This is a genomic window from Flavobacterium hydrophilum, assembly GCF_003202405.1.
GTDB lineage: Bacteria > Bacteroidota > Bacteroidia > Flavobacteriales > Flavobacteriaceae > Flavobacterium > Flavobacterium hydrophilum.
Genome location: NZ_QJHL01000001.1, coordinates 1,207,267 through 1,220,000 on the forward strand (window position 1 = coordinate 1,207,267; position 12,734 = coordinate 1,220,000).

General features: G+C 32.6%; 10 protein-coding genes. 2 read left to right on the forward strand and 8 right to left on the reverse strand.

The features are described 5' to 3' along the window. Nucleotide 1: 1 nt before the first annotated feature. The 8 genes from DMB68_RS04655 to DMB68_RS04690 all read right to left on the reverse strand — a co-directional run bounded on the left by DMB68_RS04655 (nucleotide 2) and on the right by DMB68_RS04690 (nucleotide 10,477). The gene (locus DMB68_RS04655) at nucleotides 2-1,411 is read right to left on the reverse strand and encodes a patatin-like phospholipase family protein (protein WP_110345476.1); all 1,410 of its coding nucleotides are present in this window, start codon (nucleotides 1,409-1,411) and stop codon (nucleotides 2-4) included. Beyond that, nucleotides 1,398-1,817 carry a DUF4345 family protein gene (locus tag DMB68_RS04660; RefSeq protein WP_110345477.1) on the reverse strand — a complete coding sequence of 140 codons (420 nt, stop codon included), beginning with the start codon at nucleotides 1,815-1,817 and terminating at the stop codon, nucleotides 1,398-1,400. The genes DMB68_RS04655 and DMB68_RS04660 overlap by 14 nt, the downstream gene beginning before the upstream one ends. Beyond that, nucleotides 1,804-2,190: a patatin gene (locus DMB68_RS04665; protein WP_124019385.1), complete on the reverse strand. Its 387-nt coding sequence runs from the start codon at nucleotides 2,188-2,190 to the stop codon at nucleotides 1,804-1,806. The genes DMB68_RS04660 and DMB68_RS04665 overlap by 14 nt, the downstream gene beginning before the upstream one ends. A 41-nt stretch (nucleotides 2,191-2,231) precedes the next feature. Beyond that, a complete protein-coding gene (locus DMB68_RS04670; protein WP_196783679.1) occupies nucleotides 2,232-2,711 on the reverse strand; it encodes a hypothetical protein in 480 nt (159 codons plus the stop codon). 23 nt (nucleotides 2,712-2,734) lie between these two features. Continuing rightward, nucleotides 2,735-3,625 carry an acetoacetate decarboxylase family protein gene (locus DMB68_RS04675; RefSeq protein ID WP_110345480.1) on the reverse strand — a complete coding sequence of 297 codons (891 nt, stop codon included), beginning with the start codon at nucleotides 3,623-3,625 and terminating at the stop codon, nucleotides 2,735-2,737. A 34-nt stretch (nucleotides 3,626-3,659) separates the two neighbouring features. After that, nucleotides 3,660-4,673, reverse strand: coding sequence for an alpha/beta fold hydrolase (locus DMB68_RS04680; RefSeq protein WP_110345481.1), 1,014 nt, complete (start codon nucleotides 4,671-4,673; stop codon nucleotides 3,660-3,662). 64 nt (nucleotides 4,674-4,737) lie between these two features. Further along, nucleotides 4,738-8,178, reverse strand: coding sequence for a hypothetical protein (locus DMB68_RS04685; RefSeq protein ID WP_110345482.1), 3,441 nt, complete (start codon nucleotides 8,176-8,178; stop codon nucleotides 4,738-4,740). Between the two features lie 775 nt (nucleotides 8,179-8,953). Further along, on the reverse strand, nucleotides 8,954-10,477 hold the full coding sequence (locus DMB68_RS04690) for a hypothetical protein (RefSeq protein ID WP_110345483.1): 1,524 nt from the start codon (nucleotides 10,475-10,477) through the stop codon (nucleotides 8,954-8,956). 126 nt (nucleotides 10,478-10,603) lie between these two features. On the opposite strand from DMB68_RS04690, the gene yiaA reads away from it, so the two are divergent. Together yiaA and DMB68_RS04700 are read left to right on the forward strand one after the other, a co-directional pair. Next, nucleotides 10,604-11,077 carry an inner membrane protein YiaA gene (gene yiaA, locus DMB68_RS04695; protein ID WP_110345484.1) on the forward strand — a complete coding sequence of 158 codons (474 nt, stop codon included), beginning with the start codon at nucleotides 10,604-10,606 and terminating at the stop codon, nucleotides 11,075-11,077. A 510-nt stretch (nucleotides 11,078-11,587) separates the two neighbouring features. Next, nucleotides 11,588-12,598, forward strand: a complete 1,011-nt coding sequence (locus tag DMB68_RS04700) for a hypothetical protein (RefSeq protein ID WP_124019386.1) — start codon at nucleotides 11,588-11,590, stop codon at nucleotides 12,596-12,598. Nucleotides 12,599-12,734 lie beyond the last annotated feature (136 nt).

Sequence of the window (12,734 nt, forward strand, 5' to 3'; positions counted from 1 at the left end):
TTTAGTTATAAATTTTTTTGAGTATTCTAAATTTTTCTTTTTGCCTGCCCAACCAGCCATTGTTACTGTTTATGTGAATGAAAGGGATGTTTTTTATCCGGATCCATGCAGGCTGTTTTAAAGTAAATGAAACAGGTTTCGGAAATTTATCATTCTGTATGGCGCAATGGGCTTTTTTGAATTCCATACCTAACAATACATCATATTGGCTAATTAAATCCAGGTAACATTGTAAATGAAAAACTTCATCTTCAAAAACAAAGCTGCTTTCATAAATTAAAATATTCTCATGGTGATTAATGGTTACTTTATTATTGTATGTTGAGATTCTGTGTATACTGTTGTCAAATGAAAGTGATCCATATGCGCGTAAAACCAAATCATTAGCAATTAACCTAAAATTGAAACTAATATTCAGTGAGAAATGGATTGATTTAAGTTTCCAGTTTATCATTCCGGAAAATTGAGATCTAAAATTTAATGAAATCCCGGGTTCTTTCATTAATGATGCTTTGTAATCAGGATTTACACCTTTTTCTGATTTGTTTTGCAGGTAATGTTTTGCATCAGCATAACCACGATTGATTAATTCATCCACATTAATTTTATAAAACATTAAATCAGAATCTAATGGCAACGGAAACTCAGGTTTTATGACATGCAGAACAATTTTTTCATTTTCTTTTTTGCTATTGATCATTTCCAGTTGTTCCAATTCAAGAAGTAAACCGCCGTTTGCACTTATTTCTATCATGTGAACGTATTGGTTAAATGAGCCGTTTAAAAATTCATGTGAATTTCCGATTGCCCAGACTAACCAGATTTCGTTAGGATTTCGTTTTATTGCTTCGTTTATGTTTGCATCTTTAATCCAGACTGCATCAGTATACCAGTCTCCGTTTATTTTTATGGCTGGCATGAAAATAGGTAATGACATACCGGCTACTAAATGTTTAAGTGTTACATTCTGATTAGAAAGGGCTTCAATTGTTTTCTTTGAAAAATTACAGACATTAAAAGTTGCATCAATTGAGGTGTTTGCGTTCATCTTTTTAATATCAATTCCTAATGCAGGGAAGATTTTATTGATGATTCCATCTGCATCGCCAAGAGCATTAAAATTCTTTTTTGAGAAATAACTTTTGAAAGGAAGCAATGATGAAAAATGCATGACGTTTACTTTTCGCCAGCGCACAGCCATCTCTTTTGGAGTAATATGAGAGCATATCATGGCAGTATTGAAAATCCCGCCGGAAGTACCGTCAAAATGATTGAAATTTATACCTTCTTCTGCCAATGCATTTATCACACCTGCCTGATACGAAAGACGTGCACCGCCACCTGCCAGTATTAGGGAACGTTTAACTTCGTCTAAACCTGTGTTCGTTATGCTGTCTTTAAGTGATGTCATTTTGTGCAATAAGTTTGAGTGAATAAAAATAAATTACCAATACACCGATTAATTCAAATCCCAAAAAGAAATACATCAAAAAGCTGGGAGAACCGTCCATTACAATAGAAATAATCCTTGAGAGTACTCCTGCGCCCATAGTGATAATGAAAAAACTGTTGAATTTTTTTTCACTGAAAACATTTTTAACAAATAATATTGAAAACAGGCCAAAACCTAATTCAATTGCTCTAAGAAACCGATACTGGCTCATCATGTTTATGCGCTGAAAATCAGGTAAAGATTGTGTGTCAAAATCAAACAGCAGGCGATAATCAAAGTACGGATTGATAAAAGCTCCCCAGAAGCCGGCTGCAATAACTAACCCTATATAGGTATAATAAAAAAAGTAATTAGCTGACCGCATAATCTTTTAATGTTTTCAGATAATAAAAAAACAGTAAGCCTGACAGTAAGTCAAATACCGCAACAACAGCTGCAAGAGGTATAAAAACGTGTTTTATTATCCCGATAAAAACAGCAACAGAAGCACCTAGTTTTTGCAGACCTGACCAAATTATTGCAACCCGGTTGTCATTCTCATTATACAATGCATGGATCATCATAGCTCCAAAAAGAAACATAAACATGCCAATGGTTGCAAATAGCTGTTCAGTTGTAGTATCAATAGCCGCACCTACAAAATTTAAAACCACAGCAGGTACAATTACTTGCATAATACCGGATAATAAAGTAGTTATGGAAATTAAAAGAAGAATAATTCGTATAAACTTTTTCATGTCGTTACATTTTTATTATTTGGTTTTAACTTCTCTAAAGCCTAAGATCTGCGTGCTTTAGCTATAAAGAAATACATAGTCACTCCCCACATTACGGTAAGTATATAAAAACGGAGATCGTTGTAAAACATCCAGTCTTTTAATAATTCCTGAAGTACAGCCATATCTTTTACGCCTTCTTTGAACTTGTTGTTTATGTCTTCGATAAATTTTTGTTGTATTACTACAGGTATCAATAGACCAGGTATCCATAACAATGGAACCCATTTAAGTTTTCCTTTCCATTCTGTAATCAGCATGATTACTAAAGCAACTGACATAATAGGAATGGTTACAAAAAAATATTTAGTTGCTGTTTCTGTTTGTGGAATAATGGCATCATAATAATTAGAAATATTCAATGTAGAGGGGTAATGTGGAAACCAAAAAAAATGAAGCGTCCAGAACATCCCCAGATATACTGAGGAACAAAAAAATATGTAAGCGTTATTGATGTCAATTAAGGTTTGTTTTATTTTCATAATGCTGTTTTTATATTAGAGAATTAAATTTTAAATTTTTCATAATCGGTGATTGAAGGCGCCGGAAACCAGTCCTCATCCAATTTCAGATCAAATACGCTTTCGAAACCTTCAGGAGTCACTTTTTCAGGCTGTTTGTCATAAGTTATAAACCAGCTTTCAAAGTGATCGTCCAGTACTCCATTTGCTTCAGGCATGTACATGGTAAAAAACGGTTTGCTCTGAATTTGTAATTCTTTTAAAAATTTTGTTCGGGGATGGTCTCCGATATATAATCGGCCAGTTGCATTTTTTCCGATCCTAATTCCGGCTTTTGTTTTAAAATAAATGTAGGATGCCATCAGCATATTGCGAAAATGGCTGTAATTGGTCGCACCGATATTTATTGGAAAATTTGTTTTTTGCGGTTTGTCTATTTCAATTCTGAAAGCAAACTGATTGTCTTTTTCATATTGGGCACTTACCTGGTTTTGTGTTATTATAAAATCGAGACTGGCTTTATGTTTTGGCATTCCCCAAATTCCCTTTCCGCCTTTAACTGATATTTCAGAACTTACAGGCAGGTCTAAAATAAACTGCCCTGTCTTAAATGTTTTCATCATTAATGCCGGAAGGAATGCCGGAGCAGGTTTACGGCCTCTGGTTACTGCCAGTGCCAAACTATATTCTATATATTTTCCAATAGTAGTATGGCGATAATCAATTACTGTTACCATAAAAACAGCCTTACCGCCAAAAACTTTTACAGGGTGCAGTTCATTTCCGGGCATCAAAGCTTTTGCCTTTTCGTAGTCACATAAAAAGCCGACCATAATTGCAGGTGATTCTGTAGCATTTACAGGCAATTTAAAAGGTATACTATCAACCATAGCATATCGGCCTTCATAATTTTTAATCCGTTTAGGTATTGACATAAGTTTAGATTTTGTTGTTGTTTAAATTGTTAATTCAGGTATTCAATTCTTCAATCATGGCTGGGAAAATTTCTTTATGGGCGTTTTTACCCAGAAAAATATCCAAGTGGCTATAGGTGTCATAGACATATAGTTTATGATAATCGGGTTTTATTTTATTGAAATAGTTAAAAGAATTTTCCTGACTTTTACTTTTGAAGCATTTATTGAGTTTACCTGTAAAAAAGATAAAGCGGGCAGTGGTGGCAGGCTTGGAATCAGCATAATGTTTTTTGCCATCAAGAGAAACCAAGGAACCATGATGAACACCTTTCCTTATATGTCTGAAAAAATGGATTGGGACAGGACCAAATTCACCTCTTATCCACTCTTTAGTCTCGTTAGTAAGGTTTTTTAATTCCCATAATGCCGGAAAGCCTGAGCCATAAACAAAACTTACAAATTTTCCAACTGTTGTGTCTTTTTCAAAATGGGTACAGAGAACCAGTGCTTTGAAAAATTTAGAACGAAAATCAGGAGCTTTATTGCCCCACTCAGGATTGAGATAATTTGTTATCAGACTTGCCATTTCAAGAATTACATCTAGTTTTACCCGCGACCAATTTGGTACAACAGGATGAAGTGAAACTGCATTTGTGACAATGGTAGTAACCTGAGGGACGAGGCCAAGAACAGCTGAAATCATAAAACTTGTTGAGCCCTGACAATGAATAATTGCTTTGCAGGTTTTTGAGTTACTAACTTCGCATACTTTTTGAACGGCTGCAGGATGATCATTTATAGCTACAATATCTAAATCCCATTTGTTAGCAGGAAATTCAGTGCTTGCTCTCCAATTTTCAAGAAATATATCATAACCTGCGTCGACAAGTATATCCAATAAATTTATTTCATTGGGAGGGTTAAAAATATTAGCACGGACTCCTGCTCCATGTACCAGAAGCACAGGCCCGCGATGTTTAGAGCCGTCATGCTTTACTCTCCACAGATTACATTCAAAACCGTCAAGGGTTTTAAAAGGAATAATATCAAAGGTATGATTGGGCATATTGTAAAAATTAAACTGTTATTATATTTTGATTATTTGTTTTAAAATAATTTATCTAATTCTGTCACAGACTTTTATTGGCTTCAAGGAATTTGTTAATTAAAGCAATCACAGAAACTATACTGCCTCCCATTACAGCAACTCGGTCATAGCTGTCTTTGTTAAGATACATTAGTAAGATCAATGCGCTGATCGCGACAATAAAAATTGGAATTTTCAATTTGCTGAATGTGCCGTTTTTGCTTTCATCTTTAAAATCCTGGATAAATTTTTCATCGTTCTTACTTTTAGATAAGATAAAAATTCTAAAGCTCAGACTCATAACTTTAAGTCTCCCTGTTAATTGATGACTGTCAATTATTCCTTTTTCCATAAGATTCATCAGGATATTTTTATTTTTATAGTTTACAAAATGATCCTGAGCAAAATCAAAAAGGACATTACGGGTTTCATCGTCTTTTGGTAAGGAATCCCAAACTTTATTATAGGTTTCAGCAAATTTTTCGTTGTTGTAGTTCAGTATAAAGTCCATTCTTAAAGCTGGTGAAATTTCATTACCATTATCTTTATCAAAGACTTCATTGACAGTTATATTATTCTTTTGATTTATTGGTGTCGTTAGCTGATTATCGGATTTCTCAATTAATTTTTTAATATCATTATAATTCACCATCGGAATAAAAATATGATCATTAGCCAACGGCTCTTTTTTGCAGGGATAATATTTTTCATAGGCGGCCTGCATCAGATCATAAAAAAAGAAACGATTACTATAAAAATTGAGTAAATAATAGATTAGAGCGGTAAGAAAAATGAGTGTAATAAATAAAGAAGAAACGATAAAAATGAAATCATATAGGTTTCCACTTTTTACAATTGCTGTCGAGTTGAGATAGTATTTGTTATTAAGAGAATTAAATGTGAAATTTTTAATTTCAAACATAGCCGGACGATCCAAAAACCTAAGATTTGCTCTTTGAATTATGTCATCCTTGCAATTAGCTAATAGTAATGGTTGTTTACTTTCTACTGTACAATTACAGCTGTAAGCATTTATAATGTTTTTTTCAGATTCTTTATTTTGTACTTTAACCTGATCTGACGAACAAAAGTAACGTGCAAAATCATTCATTTCATTAACATAAAATGCACTAATTAAAACAAAAGGAAAGACAGCAAAATGGTACAATAATCTGGCTGTTAGAAATCTGGTATAAGCTTTTCTCTTAACTCCTTCATTCAGATCTTTAAAAGTATTGAGATCTTTTTTCTCTCTTTCTCTCCAGCCTCTATAATAATTGATTATACTGGTATGAGTAACAAAAAGAGCTATTATCGCAAAATATAAATTGCAGTAAGAGAACAAAATCAAGGGAAAACAAGTACCAAATACAAAGGAAAGCAGTAATAATGTGAAAAGATCTTTCCCAGGGTTAGAAGTACGAATATTTAATGTTATTAAGTTGATCAAAACCAAATTAACACCAACCAATATACAGAAAACAAATGCTATTGATGGAGAAGATATTAAAGACATTATAATAGCCAATGCTATCGCAGCAGAATTTATTAGTAATAACTTTTTATATTGATAAGCTCTTGTATTATCAGGGAAAAGATGGTAAAAGTGATGGTTTGAAAACAGGCTGAGCCGGCCAGCGTAAAAATAAGCTGAATAGAAATATGTAATTACTAATATGAAAAAACCATAAAAAAGAGAAATTAAAAATCCGTTACTAAAAGTAAACATCGATAAGCGATTGAGATGAGATAAATCACGAATTCCCAGAATATATATAGGAGAATCTACTTTGATACTTAATTTTTTTGCATATACCTGATAAAGTGTACCCTGATACTCCATCTCAAATGATTTTTTGTCTATGCCGGATAACAAACTTATCAGTTCAAGATTTTTTTTTGATCCGTTAAGTAAATTTTGATATAAATTCTTTTCGGGATCATTTTGCATAAGAACCTCTCCCTTTCTATCTATAAGCATATAACCTGTCCCCGGAGGCAGGGTTAGCTCTTCCGAGAAATATTGTCTGAAAGCGATGCCTTTAGTAATTCCTTTGTCTTTTAATTTTGGATTTTTTTCAGCATATATCCATTGGTATTTATTGTTTTCTCTGGAGAATACTGCTGTAAGTAACTTATCTATTTTTTGGTTATTCAGGTTTTTCTGTTTCAGTATTTGAAAATACATTCTATCAGCATATTTTCTGCGTATATCAGGAACTGTGGTGCTCAAATCAGTCGTTATTAACCCTTTAGTGTCCATGCGGAAATAACTGTCTAAATAGTTAAATAACTTCGAACTTTCTTTAAAACTTATTACATCAGATTTTTTATCAGTCTTTACAGTATTTTTTTTAAGTAATGGAGAGCGTTTTTTTATGCCCGATTTTTCATTTCCTGAAGTAGTTCCTGAAATCTTTTTTAAAGAAATTCCAAAAAATTTATTGTTAGAACTGTTCCATTCTTCTTTCATCATTGGATTTGTGGTCCAACTTTGATAGGCCATAATTTGTCTGCTGAATGAAGAGTCGATATTTTTTGCTAACTTTTCTAAATCATTTGTACTTCGGGATTTTACAGCAATATTCCAATATGATAATATTCCAAATGCAACAAAAACCGCAATCAAAACGCCTATAGAAAATGCAACACCAACCAAATCTGTCTGGCTTAGCCTTTCTGTGTAGCTGCTTACAATTGGTTTTATAAAATTGATTCCTAATATTAAAACAACAATCAAAAGCAAGCTGAAAATCAACAGGTCAGTGTCAATTTGTCTAATACTGGTCTGAAATGCAGAGTTATCAATGCCCGCCGCTAAATATATTGAATAACTGGTTCTTGGAATTTTTATTTGATCAGCATAATAGCGTTTTACAGATTCTTTAAAGCCAAAAGGACCATTTTTTCTACTGTATTTAATCAAACTATCCTGATCAGCTAAAGTGACATTTTTGGATATAAAAGATTTATGTGACTGACAGCTTCCGTTTTCGATTGGACAAATGTAAAATGAAGAAAAATATGTTATAGAATTAATTTTAGTCAAAAACCTGGTTAAGTCAATGTTGATACTGTCAGAAATATTTATATCTTTTTGAGTAAGGGTGTTTTTTAAATTTTTAGATGAAACAGATAAATTAATATATCTTGATAACCTGATTGTCCCATCTTCTAATTGTTTGAATTTATTTTTGTTAATTATTATTGTATCAATATAAACAGTAGGTGAACCTTTAAATCTGGAAAGCTTCAGGCTGTCCATTTTGTTTTCACTAATGTAATTTACCTGATCGTCTATGTAGGTTTTTAACTGCTCTTCGATACCTTTTAAAATGGCTATATTTTTTGCATCCTCCTTTCTTTCATTATTTGGAAGAATATAATAGAGATAACCAAATGTTAACAAAGCAATAATTATTGCTGTTATTATCGAATAAGTGTGTTTTTTGAATGATTCACTTATAGTAGAAGATAGTCCCATTTTGTTTGTAGAATTAGTTAAAGTATTAGACTCTTCCTGGACCTCCTTTTAAAGTTTATTAAACTTAAATATTCCGTACAAGTCCTTTTTCCAACTTACCATTAACTTTAAGTACACTGTTAGAATAATTTAACAGTGTTTCCAATTCTTTAAGTTTAGTTGATATCAGTTCCGGAATAGTACATTTTTATTTTCCTAAACGTATTCTTTTCCTGTATGTGATCTTAGTCAGCGATTAGTTGCTTCTCATTCATTTATTGAGCAATACAGCAGCTTCGCATTATCTGCCTGAATTATATAACTTTAGAAGATAATGTTGTAATATCTATGTCAAATTTATTTATTAATAATCAGATACTTATAGGTAGAAATACCTGTTTTTGTAGGTTTTTTTTTAACTAAAGATTGTGAAAAAGTTAAATTCGCTGGGTTGTTATGTGATGCAAGCGCATATACTTTTACAAATGAAGGCTTGAAACTACTTGACGGAAATCCGTTTAAGGAATGGGGCAGGAGACAATATTCAGGCAAATGGAATTAGTTTCCAGAGTATTTCTGATGAAAGCAGAGGAAATGTTTAGACAATTTTTTTGTTTTGGAGAGATTCGAACGTCTAAAAAAATCGGATCAATTTATTGAAGATTTAGATAAGATTGTTCGTTTTTAGGAATGAATAATAGATTTTGGATGATAAACATTGGAATTAATAGTTTTAAAAGTCAGGGATTCTAAATTTTCCGGATTTTAATCATCTTGCTTAAAAAAGTAATTTTAATCATTGTACAGCATGTATAGCAGGGAAATATGTTGTGAGTAAATTTAAGGTTGTTTCATAGAGTTTTTTTCTTCTCGCTTTTGCAAGTAGCCAGGATAAAAAACTCATGATTAAAATATCCTTAGGACCGCTTTCTGCTGAAATTATAAAATCTTCTATTGCTTTTTGAAATTTTTGTGTTTGAATAATTTCGGGTTTCATTACATATTGCTCTGTAAACAATAGATATTGAATAACGCGTTCTTCGTTTACCGTTAAGAGGTATTTTTTATAACGTCGTTTAAAACTTTTTATTCGGGATAAAGCCAGTTCTGTATTTTCCTGCTGTGCATGCAGAAGGATTTCGATAAGACACTTTTTTATTGTCCAGTCCATGCCCATTTTCTTTTCGTACCAACTGTCAGTATGGTTTAATTTTGCCATTTCTTTTACAGCATTACGTCCTGCATTTTGCTGTATATAAAAAACTATAAGCATAATGCGAATGTCATTACTGTCGTTAGGATCTGTTTTTTTGTTTGAAGAAAGGGCTTTTTCTGCAATTTCTATTGCTTTTTCAGGATGCCCAATATAATTTTCATTAAAAGCCAACAATAAAAAATACCTAAGGCAGAAACGCTGATAATACTTGCCGGATTGTTTCTGAAGTTCATTAAACATCAAATTAAGATAGTTCTGAGACTCCGTAAACTGACCATTCCGAAAATAGAAGTTAGCTATAAAATACAGGATGTATATATGATAGTATAAATGTCTGTCTGTCAGATCGGTTTTTTTACTAATGAACCGATAGCTTTTAATAACAAAAGGCTGTATAAGTGCGTAATTGTTGTTTATGGAAGCATATTCATTTGCAATAAATAATATTTGATACAAAGATTTAAAAGTTAATCCCTGTTGTAATGATATTCCATGTGTTTCGATAGTGTTTTTTATAAGCGCCTGAAAATCGACTATTCGTCCTTCGTGATAAATAGCAGCAAGTTCACGACGTAAAACTGCATAGCCTAAAGTAAGCTGTTCTTCATATTCGAGCTGTTTTTTATTTGCTTTAAACTTCTCTATTATTTTTTCGATTGGTTCCGACAGATTGAAATGAGCGAATTGTATCTGAGTCAGATAGATTTCATTGAGAAGGCTAAAATGTTCAATGTTCAATGCAGTCTCTTCGGCTTTTGCAAGGCATTTGAAAGCCGTTTTTATAAGTTTATGTTCAAAAAATAAACGGCTTACAACTATAAGACGAAGTATGATGTTTTCCTGTGAAGTATCATTTTCAAAACTCCGGTTAGCCATGAAATCAATTAGGCTGTCATAGAGTCTTTTTCTAAGAGCATGATAGGCATCGGCACTTTTTTTATCTTCTAAAGTCTTTTTTTTAAATTTTATATCGTCAGTTTTTAGAGAATTGAACAATTCTGTATTGCCTGTGTTTTTGCGCTTATTCTTTTTTGAAAGATACTGTATGAATGCCTTTTTTTCAGTTTCATTCATCATATTTGCTATTTCCTGAAGTGCATTCATAAGTGTGGTTTTATCAGAGTAAAAATAATAAAAATCATTTTTATATCATCAGTTTTATAAATAAATTGATTTTTATAACTCCTGTTTCATGCTGACATTTGCTTCATAATTATAAAACACAAAATTATGGAACCGCTAAAATCAAATGAATCAAACAACAATTCAGAATTACAACATGCAAGATTAAATAATGGCTATAGTCCATTAAAGCCAAGTGCCGCTTTTATCGGCGCATCCTGGATGACGTTACTTACAGGGATGACCTCCTATTGTATTGGTCTTTACAATTCGGATATGGCTTACAATGAAAAAGGATACTATTTTACCATTCTCCTTTTTGGTCTTTTCTCGGTAATATCAGTACAAAAAAGTGTGCGTGACAGGCTGGAAGGGATACCCGTAACGGATTTATATTACAGTATAAGCTGGTTTAGCACCATTGCTTCAATAGTATTACTAATAATTGGTCTTTGGAATGCCGATTTATTATTAAGTGAAAAGGGATTTTTCGGGATGTCCTTTGTATTAGGAATGTTTTCTGCGCTCGCTGTGCAAAAAAACACCAGAGATCTTAAACAATTTGAATCGGCTACTATATAGTTTAGCGGGCCTCATTACTGTTACAGAAATGTGCAGTTTTGGGGTTTTCTAACTTCTAAATTATATAAATAAAGTAATCGTGTTTTCTTCTAGCTGGCAGAGAATGCTTTTATAAGTCAATCAAAACCAAAAAGCTTCAGAGTGATCTGAAGCTTTTTAGTTGTAGCGCGGGAAGTATTGAAATATCTAACCAGTTTGTTGAAGATTATATTTTAGGATTTCGTATTTGCATCCAAATTAAATTTTTGATTTCCAAACCAAGTCGGCTTGGAAAACATTTCCGCTATCGTTGCCTTGATATATCTGCACCATCAGGATAATTTAAACAGGAGTAAATTTAAACAAGTATATTCTTGTTTTTTTTCTTTAAGATTCTTTTTAAATTAATATATTTAACAGAAAAATACGCCAGAGTCCTGATAGTATTAAGTAAAAAATAATGTGTTCAAAAAAATCATAAACATAACCTTTTTAATTAAAATGAAAAAAATAATTTTATTACTAGCATTAATGTTTTCAATAACAATATCTTTTGGTCAGGTTACCAGCGTTCAGTTATTTATAGGTAACTCTGGTAAAGATGTAAATGGTGGAGTTGAGCAAAATACTACAACACCAGAGATTACATTAAATGTTCCAGATGCCAGCGCAACTGCCAGAGGGGTGGTTACAAGAGAAGAGCAAACCTTTTCGGGGACTAAAACATTTAATAATGGGTTAGTAGTAAACGGTTTAACTTCTAATGATTCGTCTTGTTTGCAGGTTAATGGAGATATTCGTGTGGCTACTGACTTTGGCTTGTATTTAGGAGGAGGTTCTATACTTGGTGACCCCAACGGTTTGTTCCTAACAAGTAACAACACATACCTACAAGGAGATATAGATGGGTTGTCACAAATTTTTACAAATGAGTATTCGGTTGGTGTAAATGTGTTAGAAAATACTTCATTTCGCATTAAAGGCGGACGAGGTTTTGGTAGCAGCGATCAATTAGACAGAATGTCTATATCGCCAAATGGCAATATTTCATTTAATACTACAGACATACTTGGTCTGGGTAATGGAGGAACTTTTAATGTTAGTGGTAATACCAATATTTCCGGCAATGTAGGTATTGGCGGCGCTATGAATTCTACTGATAAACTGGCTGTTAATGGTATCGTTCACGCTAAAGAAGTGCGGGTAAATTTGCTCGGTTGGCCAGATTATGTTTTTGAAAAGCATTATACCGGAAAATCAACTCTGAATCCTGGTTATAATTTACCTACTCTTGCAGAAATTGAGTCCTACACAAAAGCCAATCACCATTTGCCAGAAGTTCCTTCAGCTGCAGAAATTACTTCAAAAGGACTAAAGTTAGGTGAGATGAATGGCGTATTACTGAAAAAAATCGAGGAATTGACGCTCTATGCAATCGAACAACAAAAAGAAATAGAGTATTTGAAAAAAGAGAATGAAAATTACAAATCACTTGCCGAAAGATTGTCTGTAATAGAAAAAGAATTAGAAACAAAAAAATAACCCCCGGCTGCTCAAATATGTCTCAAAGACAGCCCCTTAGCTGGCGCAAGCGCAATGTCATTAATTTAAATAGTACCTTTTTGATGTTTAGTTATTTTAGGCTTTATTCTAATCTGTATTTATCTGATTTTCTTTC